Here is an 18,630-nt window from a genome sequence, read left to right as displayed (position 1 = left end):
GCGCTCGTAGTCCGGGTTGTCGATGTTCCCCGTGTGGAAGATCTCCGCGACCTGCCGGCCCACGCCGTCGTACTCGAACAGCACCTTGGCCGGCGCCACCACATCGTTCGACGCCAGCGTCAAGAACTTGTCCGACGCCGTACCTTGGACGTACCACTCCCCGATCGCCATCACCTTGCGGCCCGCGTGGTCATAGACCACGTCCGTCACCACACGCCCCGGCGCACCCGGATCAGCGGACTCCGACTGCGTCTGGATCTCCCGCAGCAGCCCGTCATACAAGGTGCTGCTCACATGACGCCGGGACCCGTCCGCCCCCAGCACCGAGGTGCGCACCGCGTTGATCCCACCCGCCCGGACCGTGTACGTGTACGACACCGACGGCGACAGGCTGGTCGCCCGGTCCGGCTGCCACACCTTCAGCAGCCTGCCCAGGTTGTCGTACTTCGCGGTGGTGACCTTCCCGTTCGGGTCCGTGACCGTGACCGGCACCCCACGCAGCGGATCCAGCACGGTGGTGGTCGCATGCCGCGTCACCGGCCCCGCACCGTCAGGATCGGGCGAGTAGCTGGTCATGCCGATCGGCACGCCCGCGGCGCTGTCCTGATACGTGGTCTCCGACATCCGCCCCAGCGCGTCGTACACGAACCGCGGCCGCGCCCGCGACCCGGACTCGTACGTCACCCGCTGCGCCGTCACCCACGACAGGGCCGTCGTCTCCCCCACCACACCTGCGGGCGGGTCGTCCGGGTCGGGCATCAGCGACTTGGTCGGCAGACCGCGCGTGGGAACATCCCCCACCGCGCCGCCGTCGTACGCGATCTGCTGAGCAGCGACCAACTCGCCCGCGGCGCCGCAGGCGGCCGCGATGGTGCGCGTCTCCTTGATCGTGGTACGCAGATGAGCCGTCGGATCGGGGACGTAGGACGTCGTCGTGCACAGGTCGTCCCCGTTCGTGCCGATGCCTCCGGCATCGTTCACCTGCTCGACCTGCCCGTACGCGTCGAACTCCGTACGCGTCCTGGTCGTGGACGACGTCGAACCGTCCGCCCGCATCACCTGCTTCCACGACGTCGACGACGTCAGCCGCCGCGCATGCGTGTCATCAGCCGTCTCGCCCGACCGGTCGTCCCAGCCCGGGTTGGTGGCCGTGACGGTCTGGCCGTGCTTGGCCACCGTGACCGACACCTTCTCCGCGCCGGCTTCTGCGCCGTTGTACACGGTCGTACGGAACGGCATGCCCGAGAACCGTTCGTTGTCGGTCGCGTCCACCCCGCCGTCGACGCTCGCGCTCAGCGTGTCACCAGTACCGCGGAAGTACTCGGTGACCACCCTCGTACGAGGACTGTCGTCCTGCGTGCTGCCGGTGATCGTGGCGGCCTGCTCGAACCCGCGGAAGTTCGCGTAGTTGATGTCCTTCAACGGGCTCAGCGCGCTCGGGGTCCGCGCCCAGTGCGCCCCGCCCGAGTACGTGTAGGCAGTCTCCACAGTCACCTGATTCGACGCCGCACCCGGGTTCTGCACGATCTGCGACACCAGGTGCTTGTGGAACCACTCGGTCACGTCAGAGTCCTCACCCACCGGCGTCCACGTCACCGGGAAACACGCCCGCTCGTTCGTCTTCTGCTCGGCCAGGGTGGGGTCCGCAGGCGTGTTGGCCGCCGTGCACTCGGTGTCCTTGTAGTTCACCGTCAGGTGCGAGCCCGTGGCCGTGGTCACCCCGTTGATGGCGACGCGGTTCATCACCGGCCAGCCGTCGTTGACGGTGTCCTCGACCCGGCCGGGCAGCTGCGTCGAGGTGAACCACACCTTCTGCGGCGCGACGTCGTCCTCGTCGCCGGCCGTGTGGTCCTCCGCCTGCCGCGTGATGGACTGCAGCCACAGCACCCGGTTGGTGCCGTCCCCCGGATCCTTCCACCGGTGGGCCAGCGAGTACGTGTCCACGTCCTGGTAGGCGCCGCCGTCGCGCACCTTGGTGGTCACCGTGGTGAGGCGCTTGCGCGTGAAGAACGCCGGGGACATGACCTGCTTGCACGACGTCGAGCTCGTGCACTCCAGGTCGGTGGGGGTGTCGTGCCAGCGCGATGCCGTGGACTTGTGCAGGTCACCCGCACCGCAGCCCGACGAGGCCAGGCAGCGCTCCGCGTAGGCCAGGTCGACGCGGTACGGCGCCACGGCGTCCGCCTCGTCACCCGCGCGGGTGGTGCCGTACTCGATGTACTTCAGCTGCCCGCCACGCTCGTATTCCTTGGCGCCGTCCCGGTTCAGGTCCGCCCCGTACCGGTTGGTCGCGGCGTCGTACACATAGGTCATGGACCGGCCCATAGGGTCGACGACGTAGTCCAGGTTCCAGCGCCAGGCCTGCTGCGCCTCCGAATCGGCGAACGCGGCCGAGTCGTAGCCCGGCTCGCCGGGATGGTTGCCGTACACCGGCACCGTCCACACCGAGTCCTGCTCGAGCGTGTCGCCGTCGAACCGCTTGTCCTTGCCGAAGTAGTACTGCACACCATCGGTGGTGGTGACGACCCAGTGCTCCCCGTTGTTGTCACCGTTGCCGGCGCCGGTCAGGAGCTTGACCCGGGTACCGTCGTCGTTCTTCGGGCGCCACACGTCCCCGTCCCGGATCAGCTCCGAGCTGTGTCCGTTGAACACCAGCGACACCGCGTCCGCCGGGCCCCAGCACAGGTCACCGGTCTTGCGGTCGGCGTTGTTCGGCTCCGTCGTGCTGCCCGGGTACGGGTCGGTGTCCTGCCCGCAGGGGATGAACCGCCGCTCGATGAACCCCGAGGTCATGTCCCAGCCCATGCCCACGGTCGAGGACTGCGTGTTGGAGTCCGTGACCAGGCCGTCCAGCCCCGCCGTGGAATACCCCAGCGACAGGTCCGGCGACGGACCGCCCGCGGGCTTGGGCACGCCCAGCGGATACGACCAGGAGAACGACCCCGTCGACCCGCTCACGCTCCAGGACGACGACGTCGACAGCGGCGTCGCGCCCCAGTTCCCCGTCTCGGACTGCGTACCCGATACGAGCGCGTACCGGTCACCCGCCGACGGCGGTGCCGGCTCGTCGGCCGCGAGCGTCGAGACCGAGGACGTCTCCGCCGACGACGACGTCAGCGAGTCGCTCCCCGACACGGCGGAGGGGTCAGCGTCGATCGAGGTCTTGTCCGCGTCCGACGCCGAGGCGCCGAAACCGTCCACGTCGTCGGACTTCTGGCTCGTGGCGCTCTCTTCCTGCAGCGTCGCCGCCGCCTGCTCGCTTTCTGCGGTCGGCAACTCCACCGTGGCCGAGACCGTCGAAGTGGCCGGGTCGTTGCTCGTGGGAATCTGCTCCGGCTGGCACTCCGGCGCGTCCGGGGTCACCTCGGCGCACGCCGGGATCCGCAGCAGCCCGAGCCGATCGGCCCAACCGGCGCCGGCGACGTCGGCGAAGTCCGCGTAGTCGAACCCGACGTCCACCTGACGTGCGGGCTCGCCGTCGGCCGGAGGCGTGGCGGACGCGTCGTCCAGCGAGAGCACCACACCCGTGACGCCTTCGGCGTCCGCGACCGTCTGGTCCTCGACCGTCACCCCGAGGCTCTCGGGTGCGTCCGCGGCGGCAGGAGCCTGGACGGTCACGTCCATGCCGCCCACGTCGGCCGTCGTCGCCGTCTCCGTGACCGGGATGGTCGCCTGCGCAGCAGCAGGCAGGTCGTCCGCCGGGGCCGACGACGGTTCCGGCGCGGGCTCGGGCGTCGCGGTTCCCTCGGTCTCCGCGCTCGGTGCCACCGACGGCTCCGGGAGGTGCGCGGTGGCCTCGTCGCGGTGCTCCCTGCGTGCCTCGAGCGAGTCCGGGTCGGACGACGTGGTCGTCGACGTCGTCTCCAGCGTCTGCGCGGAAGGCTCCATCTCGACGGTCAGCACCGCGTCGTCGGCGGCGAACGTCGTCATCGTCTCGTCGGCCGTCGGGTCGGCCAGTGTGCCGGTGCTCAGCGCGTCGGCGGTGGTCTTGGACGCCGAACGGCGGGCCGTACGCCCCGCCACGTCCTCGCCCGACGCAGTGGCCGCCGCAGACCCGGACTCCGTCCCGGACTCAGCCGCGGGCTCGGTATCCGTCCCCGCGACACTCAGTCCGAGGTAGGCGGTGCTGGTGTCGCTGGTGGCGACGTGCCTGGCCGCGGCCGTCGCGTCGAAGATGATCCGCTCGGCGCCCTCGTCGGTGCAGTCTGGCCCGGTCGTGCCCGTGCCGAGCGTCTTCCACGTGGTCGCGTGGCCGCCCAGGGTGATCGTGGGGTCGAGCACGCCGGTACGCGACAGCTCCGCGGTGACGTCGTCGCACACGCCCGATGCCGGGACCGTGAACCGGGCCGCCACGATCTGGTCGGGGTCGGACAGGCCGACCTCGCCCAGTCCCGACATCGACCAGGCCAGCCGCCGGTCGGCGTCGCCCCGGCTGCCCACCGGCAGGTCCGGGCCGGCCAGGAATCCGGTGCCCGCCACGTCGCCGGTCGACAGGCTCATCCAGCCCGCCTCGGTGGCCGCCAGGGTCCCGAGGCCGAACGTGACCGGCCACGCCGTCGTACCGCCCTTGCCGGAGCGCCCGAGAGCGGGCTCCTTCAGTGCCTTGCCCGGCCGCAGTCTCACACCGGCCGAGGCGGCCTTCGCGAGCGCGTCGGCGCGCACCGCTTCGGCGATACGGTCGGCGTTCGGGTCACCGGACGCGCTCTGCCCGGCGGGCGCGTCGTCCGCGCCGGTGTCGACGGCACCGTCCAGCAGGCCCGAGACCGTACCGTCCGCGGCCGCAGTGTCCTGGCCAGTGGTGGCCTCGCCCGTACCGCTCTCGCCTGCGGGGGCCTGGTCAGCACCCGCGGCGTCACCGAACGTGGTCTCACCTCCGGTCAGTGAGACCTCGGACAGGGGCGCCTGGCCCTCCGCGAACGCGTCCACCGCGAGATCGGCCAGCGCCTCACGGCCGTTCGCCGCCTGCTTCGCACCCGCGGGCGCCAGTTCTGTCTCCATGCCGGCCAGGTCGGCGTCCGCATCGATCACCACCGGCTCGGTCCACGCCAGCGCAGCCTTGCCGGTCAGGTCCGTCACGCCGAACCCGTCCCCGGCACGCGCCACGCTCAGGCCCTCGGTGGTGGTCACCGTCAGGTCGAGCGCCGCGATCTCGTCCCTCGCCTCGCGCCAGGCGTTCTTCGAGGCCACCCGCAGGCTCGGCACCAGTCCCGTGCCGTCGGGCGTCACGACCACCACGAGGTCCACGCCCTTCCCGGCGACGGCCTCGTAGATGGCGGTGTCTCCCTGGACGACGGGCGCCGGGAGCCGGAACGGCACGTCGAGGACGACGGTGCCCTGCTCGCCGTTGAACATCGCCAGCGGCTGGCCGTCGGAGCCGTCGGAGACGCTCATCGGGCTCACCGGCGCGGTCACGTCCAGGCGGCCGTCGGCCGGGTCCAGGTCGGTGAACCGGGTGTCGATCCGGGACCACTCCCCTGGCGCGTGCGGCGAGAACCGTGTCCTCCGTGCCGCCGCGCTCACCTCCAGGAGCACCGTGCCGGCCGGTGTGGCCCTGGCCGTGGACCAGGACGTGGTCTCGCCGCTGATCGTCACGTCCAGGTCGCACGCCTCGGCGACCTGGAGCGCCTCAGCCCGTTCGGCGACCTGCGCCGTACACGTCACGCCCGCCGCCGGGGCGGCCACCAGCACGGGGCCCGCCGCCACGGCCACCGCGGCGAACACGGCGGTCAGACCGCGCCCGAGCCCGCGCACCGGCCGTCCGCCGCTGCTCTCGGAGACCTTCGCCTGGAACATCCGCGTCGCTCTCACCGCTGCCAGCCTCATCCCGGTCATCGCCGCCGTCGTCGTCATAGCCGCCGTCATCGCCGTCGTCGTTCTGGTCGTGTTCTCGTCGCGGCCCGCGCTACCCGCCCGGCCGATCTCGTGCGCGCTCATTCGCCGATGTCGATCCGCAGGGTCGGGTCCAGGGCCACGTCGCCGGCGAAGTCGTCCCCGCCCGCGCCCTGGCACAGACGGCGGATCTTCGCCTCCGCGACGACCTCGCCGTCCCACACCCGCACGTCGTCCACGCGGCCGTACCAGTGGCCGAAGTCCGCGCCGCCCCAGCGGCCCCGCCCAACCACGAACGGGTCGATCGCCTGCCACGAGGACGTGAACGTCACGTCGTCGGTCGCCACCGGCTCACCCGGTAGCTGATCGTGCGGCATCCCGATCGGGCACACCCACATGCGGATGTTGTCGGTCACGGCGTCGTGCTCGGCCAGCAGATGCGTCCACCGTCCTTGCTCCACCGGCACCTCGGACACGGCACGGGTCGGCCCCGAGCCATCGACGTCATACATGGAGAAGGCCCAGCACACACCGTTGGAAGTCTTCGTGCACGAACGAGTGGTCAGCATGAACCCGCTGCCGTTGGTCCCCTCCTGCGCCACCGCGACCTGCGTGCCGGTATCGGGACCCACGTTCGAGGGCAGCACGAACGCGGAGACCACGAACGACTCCAGGGTGTCGACCACGGGGCCGTCCGCGACCGCATCGCCGGCCCCGGCGAATCGCAGCGCGTAGTCACCCTCACGCGAGTCGAACGCCTCGTGCGGTCCTTCGAGCCATGTCGCACCCGACGAGCTCAGTGTCAGATCGTGCTTCACTTCCGCCAGCGACTTGTCGTACGCATAGTCCGACTCCGGCCCCTCGTCCATGGGCCATCTGCCGTCCGCCAGCGGGGAGGCCACGTCGATCTTGTAGGTGGCACGGTCCGACACGTTCCCCGCCCGGTCCACCGACCGCGCGTACAGCATGTGCGGGCCCGGTGTCGGCGGCGTGTACGAGGTCACGTACGTATCCGAGGACCACGGCACGTGCGATTGACTGAACGATTCGTTGTCCCACGACCACTGGAACCGCGCCACGTCCCCCGAGCCGTTGAAGCCGAACCGGAACTTGCCCGTCTGGCCCACACCGCCGGCTTCCGCACATTCGGTCGAGCCCGGGGAGCAGTCCGGGTAATCCGCATCGGCTCCCTTGTCCGTCGCCGCCTCGATCCAGGGCGGGTTCGGCTTGTCGATGTCCGCGTAGAAGTAGCACCAGCCGCTCACCGGCCCGGCCCGCCCGCCCGAGTCCTTCGCCTGGGCACGCCACCGGTACTTCACGTTCTGGGCGAGCTGGCTCGCGTCAGAGGGACGCGCCGTGTGCACCTTCCCGCTGGACTGCAGCGAGGTCCACGCCGACCACACCGTGCTCCCGGTCGAGACCTTCTGGACCACGAACCTCACCTTGACGCTCTGCCCGTCCGGGTCGGTTCCCTTCGCCTTGAACCGCGGCCGCACCGCCGGCACCCACGCCGGGGTCGAGGACGCCTTGCAGCCATGGTCCTTCGACGGGTCGATCGACCAGGTCTGCTGGCCCGTGGGCGCGTTCGGCGGACGGTTGTACGTCACCGACAGCTTCGGCGCCCGGTCGTACCACGTCCCGTTGTACTTCATGCGGTCCCCGGAGTACCGCTTCCAGTGCAGCATCGACGACTCGTCGACCTTCAGGCCGAACGTCATCGTGGTCCAGTTGTTCGCCGCGAGGTTCTTCATCGCCTGGGTGACGTTGAACCCCACCCACTTGCGCCCCCCGCACTCGCCCAGCTTGTGCGCGACCCCGACACTGTCCTGCCGGTTCTCCGTCGTCCAGGTCGGCATGTTGTTCCAGTTGGTCGACGACGAGATCGAACCCAGTTGGTAGGCCGCCACGTTGTACGTAGTGCAGTTGTACGAATGCGTGCCGTACACGTCCAGCGTCGCGGACTGGACGTCACCAGCCTCCGCGTACTTGATCTTCGACAGTCCGTTGAACTCGTACATGATCCGGTGCCTGGACGTCGCACCCATGCATTCGTAGCCGTACGGGTCTGCGGCGTTGCACAAGCCGATCCCGTGCGTGCCGTCCGACGTGTCCCCGAACCCGTAGCCCGACGTCGACGACGGCCAGTACGACTTGACCGCCGTGAACTCGTTGAGCGACCCCGACACGCTCGGGTCCAGCGCGACAGGGTAGGTCGTGTCCCGATCAGTCAGCACTGCCTGATCGGGGCGCACCGAGACCGTGGCACTCCGGCGATTCCCCGTGCCATCGACCTGGACATCGGTGTCCATCTCGAAGATCGCGCCATAGCTGCCAGGACCGTCGACGACGTCAGCCGGCGCCACGTCCGCGGGCCCTGTCGTCGTTGTCGTCATCGTCGTCGTGGCCGCCATGCCCGCAACCTGCGACGTCGTCGGCACCTCCTGCACCGGCTCGTGCCCCTCGGCCGTCCAGCCCGTCGGCTGCGGTGCGCGGAACACCTGCTCACCCGCCTCGTCCTCGGCCACGAACCCGCCGCTCTCGGCAGCCAGCCGCAGCCCGCCGGACACCTCCACCCGGAAGTCCAGTTCCACCAGCCCGGGGTTGGCCGCCGACTCGGCGTCATCCACCGTGATCACCTCACGGATCCCGGTCCCGTCGCCGTTCGGCCTGACCGTCAGCTCGATCCCCGGATCGCCGAACAGCGCCGGGTACCTGACGCGGTCGCCCTCGACCACCGGCTCGGTCAGCTCGAACGGCACGTCGAACTCCAGCTCGTGCCCGTCTCGCTCCAGCACCGCCAAGGGCGCATCCGGGTCGGCGCCCGCCGCACCCGGGTCCGCGAACGAGATCTCGGCCAGCCCTGGCGCGGCCACCTCCAGGCGGCCGTCCTCGCCCGGGACGATCGACGTGTCCACGTCCGTCCATCCGCCGTCGGCCGTACGCGACCGGACCGCGGCGGCGGAGATCTCCTCGCGAACCAGCTCGTCGACGGTGCCGTACGCGGTCGTGTACTCGGTGCGATCCGCCAGGGACTCGATCTCGTGCCCGCACGCCTTCGCGCGGTCCCACGCGGCCGGCAGATCAGCGGCCGGCTCGTCGCACGGCACATCGGCCGCCACGCCCTCGGCGTCCGCCGCGAGCACCTGCCCGAGGGACTTCCCCGTCAGCGGCTCCACCGCCGCCGCGCCACCGGCCACGAGCACCAGCGCCAGCAACCCGGCGACCGCCGCACCCCCGCGTGTCCGCAGCTTGTCCGACACACGCGTCCAGCCCGACCGCACCCGCGCAGCCGCACCGCCTGCCAGCGACCCTGATGACACTGTCTCTCCCACGCATCGAGAAGTTTCGTACGGCCGCCCACCTCCGCGGACAGACCAGCACGGAACCTAGCAGGACAGACGAACTTCTCATGACAAAAATGGGTGAAAGCGGCGCTATTTCATCCACTTCAGGGCAAGATTTCACCCACGCCGCGGCGGCGCCGTCGACTCCCGGAGGATCAGATCCGTCGACAGGTTGAGCCGGGGGACCGCCGGGACGCGGCCCGCGGCCATCTCGAAGACCATCCGGGTGGCGGCCGCCCCCATCTCCGTGAGCGGCTGGCGGACCGTCGTGAGGGGCGGGCCCACCCAGGAGGCGAGCGGGAGGTCGTCGTACCCCACCACGGACAGGTCGCGCGGCACGCTCAGGCCCAGCTCGTGCGCGGCCCGCAGCACGCCGATGGCCTGCATGTCCGACCCGGCGAAGATCGCCGTCGGGCGGTCCGGCACCGACAGCATCCGCAGCCCGTGCTCGTACCCGGCTTCCACGTAGAAGTTCCCGTTCGCCAGGAGCGACGGGTCGTGGGCCACGCCGGCCTCCTCGTGGGCGGACCGGAACCCGTCCACCCGCGCCCGGCTGCACAGCATGTCGACCGGCCCGGAGATGCAGCTGATCCGCCGGTGCCCCAGACCCAGCAGGTGCCGCGTGGCGAGCAGTCCGCCGTTCCAGTTGTCGGAGCCCACCGACGGGACGTCGGCCGGAGGTTCGCCGTCGGTGTCGATCACGACGTAGGGGATCGAGCGCCGATCGAGCTGCTGGTGCTGGGCGGCGGTCAGGTTGGCCGCGACGAGCAGGACGCCGAGGGGCGGGCGCGTCATGGTCGTGTCGAGCCAGTCCTGCGGGGGACGGTGCTCGCCCCCGAGCTCGGACAGGATCACGCTGACGCGGTGCGACGCGGCGGCGACCTCGACGCCGCGGATGATCTCCATCGACCACGCCGACCCCAGCCGGTGGAAGACCAGGTCGATCAGGCCGGACGCGATCGGCGCGGACACCGCCCGACGACGGCGGTACTGGTGCTTCTCGAGCGCCGCCTCCACCCGGGCGCGGGTCGCGGCGGCCACGTCGGCCCGCCCGTTCAGCACCTTCGAGACGGTCGGCACGGACACCCCGACCTCGCGGGCGATGGTGGCGATCGTCGGACCACCCGCGCCCGGCTTCGCCGTCGTCCCGGAGTCTGCTCGTGCCATCTCGGGCGGCACCTCTCTCGAAAATGAGTTCCCGCAACTTTCGACTCGACGGTACACCAACCGCCGACGCCGCGACGCGGCCTCCTGGCACGTCCTTTGCCAGAGCGATGCCGGATCGTGACCAGGGGCAGCGAGACCGACTCTTGACTCGGCAACCGCGATCCCCCTAATGTCCCGACCACTACCTTTTGCTATCGGCACAGAAGCCGATAGTTTCGAAAAACGTTATCCACGAGGGTGTGGGTGCGGCCTCGGGGCGCACACGTCACGTCGTCGTGACCGGAGGGATCGATGGCACCAGATACGGGGACGGTCGAGGCCGCGCCGCCGGCCCGCGGAGAGGATCCGCCGTCCGGCGCTCCGGCCGCGGTGGCCGGCGGTGGCTCACCCCCGCCACAGCAACTGCGGAACAAGAACACCTGGGCCAGAGCACTGCGCAGGGACTGGCGGCTCTACACCTTCCTGATCCTGCCGATCATCTACCTGCTCATCTTCCGGTACACGCCCATGGCGGGGAACATGGTGGCGTTCCGCCGGTTCCGGCCGGGCGGCTCGATGTTCGGGGACGAGTGGGTCGGGCTCTACTACTTCCAGGCGTTCATCCAGGACCCGAAGTTCTGGGAGGTGTTCCTGAACACGGTGATCCTCGGGGCGCTGACCCTGGTGGTCGTCTTCCCACTGCCGATCGCACTGGCGCTGATGCTCAACGAGCTCCGGTCGCGGCGGTTCAAGAAGTTCGCGCAGACCGTCACCTACCTGCCGCACTTCATGTCGATGGTCATCGTGGCGGGCTTCGTCTTCGAGCTCACCGCGATCAACGGCACGATCAACCAGGTCATCTCCGGGCTCGGCAGCGACTCGATCCCCTTCATGCAGAAGGCCGAGTGGTTCCGGCAGATCTACGTGTCCTCGGAGATCTGGCAGACGGTCGGCTTCGGCACCATCCTCTACCTCGCCGCGCTCACCACGATCGACGACCAGCTCTACGAGGCCGCCCGGATCGACGGCGCCAACCGCTGGCAGCAGACCTGGCACATCACGCTGCCCGGCATCCGTCCCACGATCGTCGTGCTGCTCATCCTGAACATCGGCACGTTCATGGCCGTCGGCTTCGAGAAGGTGCTGCTGCTGTACAACCCGCTGACGTATCCGACGGCGGACGTCATCGCCACCTACCTGTACCGCGTGGGTATCAACAGCGGGTCGTTCTCCTACGCGGCCGCCATCGGCCTCTTCGAAGCCGTCATCGGCCTGACCCTTGTCCTGTCCGCGAACGTGATCGCGAAGCGCACGGTTGGAGCTTCCCTGTGGTGACCACCGACGTCCCCGACATCTCCCGCGTCCGGGACGTTCCCCGGACCGTCAAGGACACCGCGAGCTACACGGTCTTCCGGGTCGTCAACGCCATTGTGCTCGTCATCATCTGCGCGGTCACCCTGTACCCGTTCGTGAACCTGGCCGCGAAGGCGTTCAGCTCGCAGGGCTACATCATGGCCGGGCAGGTGAACCTCTGGCCGCGCGGCTTCAACCTGACCACCCTCGAATGGCTGGCGCAGCAGGAGCGCTTCTGGACCGGGTACGGCAACACGATCATCCAGACGGTCGGCGGGACGACGATCGCGATGGTGCTGACCACCACCATGGCCTACGCCCTGGCGAAGAAGCACCTCAAGGGACGCGGCATCGTGATCGCGATGGTCGTGGTCACCATGTTCTTCAACGGTGGCCTGATCCCCAACTACCTGCTGATCACGAACCTCGGGTTCAAGAACACGGTCTGGGCGATCATCATCCCGAACGCCATCAGCGCGTTCAACCTCCTGGTGATGAAGGCCTTCTTCGAGAACTTCCCCAGCGAGCTGGAGGAGGCGGCGGCCATCGACGGGATGACCACCTACGGCATCTTCTTCCGGATCGTGCTGCCCCTGTCCAAGGCGGTCATCGCGACGATGATCCTGTTCTACGCCGTCTTCTTCTGGAACTCGTGGTTCCCCGCGATGCTCTACCTCAGCGACGCGGACCTGCAGCCCGTCACGCTCTACCTGCGCAACCTCCTGGCGGGAGCCTCGGGTGCCGGCCGGGAAGCCGGCATGGAGGAGGTCCAGATCGGATCGAACCTCAAGGCCGTGACGATGCTGCTGACGGTCGTCCCGATCATCGCCGTCTACCCGTTCGTCCAGAAGTACTTCGTGACGGGCGTGATGCTCGGCTCCGTCAAGGGCTGAGGCGCCGGACGAGCACGGCCGCCCGGCGCCGTCCATGGCCGCCCGGCGCCGTCGTCGGGCATCCGCCACCACATCGGCCACCACACGGACCACCACGACCTTCACCGACAGAAAACGATTCACCTGCGAGCGTCACGAACGACGTCGTTCAGAACCGGAGGAGAGCAATGAGGATCACACGGAACAAGGCCGTCGCGGCGTCCGCCGCGGCCGCCCTGAGCGTCACGCTCACGGCGTGCGGCGGGGGAGGCACCGACGACGACCCCAACGGCGAGCTCGACCTGGAGTCGCAGGTCGGCTACATGGAGGACTTCGACGCCGGGACCACGTTCCAGGCGACGGAGCCGGTGCAGTTCGGCCTGCTGTACCGCGACCACCCGAACTACCCGTTCCAGGACGACTGGCCGATCCTCCAGCACCTGGAGGAGAACCAGAACGTCACGTTCGACTTCGAGAACGTGCCGCTCGAGGACATGCAGCAGCGGCGCTCCGTGCTCATCGCGTCGGGTGAGGCCCCGGAGATCATGCCCGTGACGTACCCGGGGAACGAGTCGCAGTTCGTCAGCGGCGGCGCGCTCCTGCCGATCTCGGACTACGTGCAGTACATGCCGAACTTCCAGCAGAAGATCGAGGAGTGGGGCCTGCAGGCGGAGGTCGACTCCCAGAAGCAGGAGGACGGCAAGTACTACATGATCCCGGGCATCCACGAGGTCACCATCCCGGGCGCGTACACCGTGGCGATCCGGAAGGACCTGTGGGACGACGCCGGCCTCGACCACCCGGCCACCTGGGACGAGTTCGCCGACCAGCTGCGGACCATCAAGGAGGAGAACCCGGACCTCGACTACCCGATGACGGACCGCTGGTCCATCAACGGGCCCATCGAGGCGACCATCTCGGCCGCGGCCCCGAACTTCGGCACGGTCGCGGGCTGGGGCTACGGCGCCGGCCTGCAGTGGAACCAGGACGAGGGCGTGTACGAGTACGCGGGCGGGTCCGACGAGTACCGCGACCTGGTGGGCTACTTCGCCGGCCTGGTCGCCGACGGCCTGCTGGACCCCGAGGCGCTCACGCAGGAGGACGATCAGGCCGAGCAGAAGTTCGCGTCCGGCCAGGCCGCCGCCATCGGCTCCAACGACCAGGTGATCCTGGAGTACCGCGACGCCTTCGAGGAGATCGGCGACGACACGTCCGAGATCGAGTTGCTCACCGTCCCGGGCGGACCGGCGGGCGACTACATCGCCGGCGGCACCCGCCGCGAGTCCGGTCTGATGTTCTCGGCGCAGGCCGCGGAGTCCGACCACTTCCTGGCGATGCTGCAGTTCGTCGACTGGCTGTACTACTCGGACGAGGGCCTGGAGTTCGCCAAGTGGGGCGTCGAGGGCGAGACCTTCGAGCGCGACGGCGACGAGCGCGTCCTGCTCGACGACGTCACCTGGGGCGCCTTGAACGCCGGCGCTCCCAAGCTGCTGAACAGCGACTTCGGCTACTACAACGGTGTCTGGTCGCTGGCCCACGGCTCCACCGAGGACCTCGACATGTCGATGCGCAGCGACGAGGCGGTGGAGTACCTCGACAGCATGAACGCCACGAAGGAGGAGCTGGAGATCCCGCCCGCCGTCGCTTACGACGAGCTCGAGCAGGAGCAGGCCGGCCTGCAGCAGACCACGCTGCAGGACATGACGTTCCAGGCCACCGCCCAGTTCATCCTCGGTGACCGCTCGATGGACGACTGGGACGCCTTCGTCTCGGAGCTCGAGGGCGCGGGCATGCAGGAATACGTGGACCGCGCGAACGCGGCGGCGGGCGTGACGGAGTAGCCGGCGCGGGTCAGGTGCGGTCGGTCTGTTGTCGTGTGGTCGGTCCGATGTCGCGAAGTCGGTTCCCCGGGGGACCGATCACACGACATCGGACCGACCACACGACAACAGACCGACCGCAGCGCCCAGCACCCGGGCAGCGGCTTGCTGGCATGCCGTTGCCTCGGCACCGAACCCGGCAGCCAGCCTGAGAACCGACCTGAGGAGACCTATTCGTGAACCGCACTGTCGTGCCCGCCGGGCCCATCGGCATCCTCGGCGACGCCTGGCGGGCGTGCGTCGGGACCGGGCGTTTCAACCTCGCCCTGCGCCAGGACTACCAGGAGTCCCTCGCCCTGGTGCAGCGCGAGATCGGGTTCCGGCACATCCGCGGGCACGGCCTGTTGTCCGACGACGCCGGCGTCCACCGCCCCTACGACGTGGCGGGCCACCGCGGCACCCGCTACGCGTTCACGTACGTGGACCAGGTGGTCGACGCGTATCTGGGCCTCGGCATCAAGCCCTTCCTGGAACTCGGGTTCATGCCGGACGCGCTGGCGTCCGCACCGGACACCGTGTTCTGGTGGCGGGGCAACATCACCCCGCCGCGCGACCACGCCGCCTGGGCCCGGCTCGTGCAGGCGGTGCTGCGGCACCTCGTCGACCGCTACGGTCTCGACGAGGTCCGCACCTGGCCGATCGAGGTGTGGAACGAGCCCAACCTCGACGTGTTCTGGAAGGACGCGGACCGGGACGCCTACTTCCGCCTCTACGAGGTGACGGCGCGCGCCGTCAAGGACGTGGACGCGTCCCTGCCGGTCGGCGGGCCGGTCCTCTCCCCCGGCGCCGACGACTGGTGGCAGCCGTTCGCCGAATTCGTCACGTCCCGCGACGTGCCCATCGACTTCACCTCGTTCCACGCCTACGCCACGGGGCCCGCCGAGCACGTGCCGTTCGGCGTCTACCAGACGATCAAGCCGCCCCAGAACCTGCTCGACCAGTTCGCCCGGCCCAAGGAGCTGCTCGCCGGCACCCCGCTGGCGGACCTCCCGTCGCACGTCTCGGAGTTCAACTCGTCCTACCGGCCCGACAACCCGATCCACGACACCGCCTACAACGCTGCCTACCTCGCACCCGTTCTCGCCGGGGGCGGCGACCTCGTCGACTCGTTCTCCTACTGGACGTTCAGCGACGTCTTCGAGGAGATCGGCATCCCGGCCGGGATCTTCCACGGCGGCTTCGGCATGCTCACCCACCGCCAGATCAAGAAGCCCACCTATCACCTGTACGCCTTCATGGCGCGCATGGGACCCGAGGTGCTGGCCCGGGGCGTGGATCACCTCGTCACGCGAGACCCCTCGTCGGGCCGGACGACAGTCCTCGCCTGGCAGCCCGTGCACGGCTCGGACGGCCCGGACGAGCCGGACCGGCACGAGGTGCGGCTCAGCGTCCCGGTCGTCCCGGTCCTGTCGCCGACGACGGCGGTCGCGGGCGAGGGCACGGGCGCGGGCGCGGGCGCGGGCGCGGGCGCGGGCGCGGGCGCGGACACGCTCGCAGGCGCGGACACGCTGACGGGCGTGTCTCCGACGGTGGGCCCGGCCGGCGGCACTTCGGACGCCACTACGCCGGGCTCCGCGAACGGCTCCGCCGCAGGTTCGGCCGCCGATTCCGCCACGAGAGCCGCCCGAGCCTTCCTCCTGCGCCACGACGTCGACGTCGAGCAGGGCAACGCGTGGCACGCCTGGGGCGAGATGGGCCGCCCGGCTTCGCCGTCGTCCCGGCAGCTCGACCTGCTGCGCGAGACCGCCGAGCCCCGCCGTCGCGCGTCGTCGGCCCCGGTCCTGCCCGGGCACGACGGCGTCGGCCGCGTCGACCTCGACCTGACGCTCGGCAGGCACGGCGTGGCCCTCGTGGAGATCGACCCGGTCCGCGACGAGACCCCACCCTGGCTCGACGACGCCCGCATCCTGGGGAGGTGACGCGCATGACGGCTCGTGTCCCGGCCACCACCAAGATCCTGTACGGCGGCGACTACAACCCCGAGCAGTGGCCGCGCGACGTCTGGGAGGAGGACTACGCCGCGTTCGGCAAGGCCGCGATCGACACGGTGACCCTGAACGTGTTCGCGTGGTCCCACCTGCAGCCCGAGGAGGACACCTACGACTTCTCCCGGCTCGACGCGATCGTGGAGCGGGCGGTCGGCGCCGGCGCGACCATCGTCCTGGCCACGGCCACCGGCGCGCTGCCGCCGTGGCTCGCGCAACGCCACCCCGAGGTGAACCGCACCGACTTCGAGGGCCGGCGGCACGTCTACGGGCAGCGGCACAACGCGTGCCCGTCGTCGCCGGTGTTCCGGCGGCTCTCGGAGGCCCTCGCGGACCGGATCGCCGAGCGGTACACCGGCACCCCCGGCCTCGTGGCCTGGCACGTCGGCAACGAGTACGGCGGCGCCTGCTACTGCGAGAACTGCGCTGCCGGCTTCCGGGGCTGGCTCCGTGAGCGGTACGGCACACTGGACCGGCTGAACGCGGCGTGGAACACCATGTTCTGGTCGCACCTGTTCAGCGACTGGGAGCAGATCGTCCCGCCGAGCGCGCTGTCGGAGCACTGGCGCGGGCCGGACCACACGGCGTTCCAGGGCATCACCCTCGACTACCTGCGGTTCATGTCCGACGCCATGCTCCGCAACTTCCGCGACGAGAAGGCCGCGATCCGCCGGCACGACCCGGACACGCCGGTGACCACGAACTTCATGGGGATGTTCCGCCCGATCGACTACCACCGGTGGGCCGCGGACCTCGACTTCGCGTCCTGGGACAACTACCCGCCCGGGCCCCGCGAGCACGCGCGGATGGCGTTCGCGCACGACCTGATGCGCGGCCTCAAGGGCGGCGCCCCGTTCTGGGTCATGGAGCAGACGCCGACCATCACGGCCTCCCGGGACGTGAACCCGGTCAAGCGGCCGGGCGTGCTGCGGCTGTGGTCATGGCAGGCGGTGGCGCACGGCGCCGACGCCGTCCTCTATTTCCAGCTGCGGCAGTCCCGCGGGGCGTGCGAGAAGTACCACGGCGCCGTCCTCGACCACGCGGGACGCACCGACACCCGGGCGTTCCGCGAGGTCGCCGAGCTGGGCCGGGAGTTCCGCGAGCTCGGCGGCGCGGTGCTCGGCGCACGCACGCCGGCCCGGGTCGCGCTGCTGTTCGACTGGGACTCGTGGTGGGCCGCCGAGATCACCGACGGGCTCAACCGGCACGTGAAGTACCCGGCCGTCGTGCTCGCGTACCACCGCGCGCTGTGGCGGGCCGGCGCCCAGCTCGACGTCGTCCCGCAGACAGCCGACCTGACCGGGTACGACGTCGTCGTCGCGCCCCTGCTGCACCTGCTGAAGGGCGACGTGGCCGAGCGGCTCGAGGCCGTCGTGGCATGCGGCGGCACGGTCCTGGCGACCTTCTGGAGCGGACGGGTCGACGAGGACGACAACGCCTTCCTCATGGACGTCCCCGGGCCGCTGGCCGGCCTCTTCGGGCTGCGGGTGGATGAGACGGACTCCGGCGAACCGGGCGCGGTCAACCCCGTCACGTTGCGCCTGCCTCCGGACGGCGGACCGCCCGGGGAGTCCGGACCGCCCGGACAGCCCGGACCGTCGCCGGCCGCGAGTGACACCGGCGGCAGCGGCGACGGCACAGGCAGCAGCCCTGACCGCGCGGATGCGGGCGGTCGCGGCGACGTCGTCGTCGACGGCACGCTCGTCTTCGAGCTGATCGTGGCCGACGGCGCCGAGCCCGTCGGCACGTACGGGGCCGACTTCTACGCGGGCACCCCCGCCGTGACGCGGCATCGCCCGGACGGCGTCGGTGGCGAGGCCTGGTACGTCGGCACGGCGCTGGACGACGACGGTGTCGGCTGGGTCGTACGCCGGGCGCTCGAACGGCACGGGCTCGTGGGCCCGTACGCGTCCTGGCCGGACGTCGAGCTCACGGTCCGGGAGCGGGACGGCGAACGCTGGTCGTTCGTGCTCAACCACGGGACGGGCGAGGTCGAGGTCCCGGCGCACGCGTCGGGTACCGACCTCCTCACGGGGCGGCAGGTCGTCCGTGGCGAGACGCTCCTGCTCGCGCCCAACGAGGTGGTGCTCCTGCGCGAGAGCGAGGAGGGCGACGCGGACGGGGGGCGTGATCGGGGGACGGGTTGATGGCCGACGTCAGCCACGAGGGGCCACGGACCGGTGGTTCGCAGCGACCACAGGGGCCACGGACCGGTGGTTCG

At 70.3% G+C, this 18,630-nt stretch carries 8 protein-coding genes; 5 read left to right on the top strand and 3 right to left on the bottom strand.

The genetic code is table 11. From position 1 onward, the window contains the following. From ACYVK5_RS24820 to ACYVK5_RS24810, 3 genes are all read right to left on the bottom strand, one after another. On the bottom strand, positions 1-5,934 hold a 5,934-nt coding region (locus tag ACYVK5_RS24820), incomplete at its 3' end, for a hypothetical protein (protein ID WP_460708754.1). Continuing rightward, a complete protein-coding gene (locus ACYVK5_RS24815; protein WP_460708752.1) occupies positions 5,931-9,149 on the bottom strand; it encodes a LamG-like jellyroll fold domain-containing protein in 3,219 nt (1,072 codons plus the stop codon). The genes ACYVK5_RS24820 and ACYVK5_RS24815, both read right to left, overlap by 4 nt. Positions 9,150-9,290: 141 nt before the next feature. Beyond that, positions 9,291-10,340, bottom strand: coding sequence for a LacI family DNA-binding transcriptional regulator (locus tag ACYVK5_RS24810; RefSeq protein WP_460708750.1), 1,050 nt, complete (start codon positions 10,338-10,340; stop codon positions 9,291-9,293). Positions 10,341-10,631: 291 nt separating this feature from the next. Here ACYVK5_RS24810 and ACYVK5_RS24805 point away from each other — a divergent pair, with 291 nt between their 5' ends. The 5 genes from ACYVK5_RS24805 to ACYVK5_RS24785 all read left to right on the top strand — a co-directional run bounded on the left by ACYVK5_RS24805 (position 10,632) and on the right by ACYVK5_RS24785 (position 18,556). Next, positions 10,632-11,654, top strand: a complete 1,023-nt coding sequence (locus ACYVK5_RS24805) for an ABC transporter permease (protein ID WP_460708748.1) — start codon at positions 10,632-10,634, stop codon at positions 11,652-11,654. Continuing rightward, a complete protein-coding gene (locus ACYVK5_RS24800) occupies positions 11,648-12,565 on the top strand; it encodes a carbohydrate ABC transporter permease (protein ID WP_460708746.1) in 918 nt (305 codons plus the stop codon). Before ACYVK5_RS24805 ends, ACYVK5_RS24800 begins: the two co-directional genes overlap by 7 nt. Before the next feature lie 167 nt (positions 12,566-12,732). Further along, the gene (locus ACYVK5_RS24795; RefSeq protein ID WP_460708744.1) at positions 12,733-14,385 is read left to right on the top strand and encodes an ABC transporter substrate-binding protein; all 1,653 of its coding nucleotides are present in this window, start codon (positions 12,733-12,735) and stop codon (positions 14,383-14,385) included. A gap of 215 nt (positions 14,386-14,600) precedes the next feature. Then, positions 14,601-16,343, top strand: coding sequence for a GH39 family glycosyl hydrolase (locus ACYVK5_RS24790; RefSeq protein ID WP_460708742.1), 1,743 nt, complete (start codon positions 14,601-14,603; stop codon positions 16,341-16,343). Positions 16,344-16,348: 5 nt separating this feature from the next. Further along, complete coding sequence (locus ACYVK5_RS24785; protein WP_460708740.1) at positions 16,349-18,556, top strand: beta-galactosidase; 2,208 nt, start codon at positions 16,349-16,351, stop codon at positions 18,554-18,556. Positions 18,557-18,630: the final 74 nt, after the last annotated feature.

The organism is Myceligenerans halotolerans (assembly GCF_054782975.1).
The sequence above is the reverse complement of the archived record's forward strand: the minus strand, read 5'-3'. Positions and strand labels throughout refer to the sequence as shown.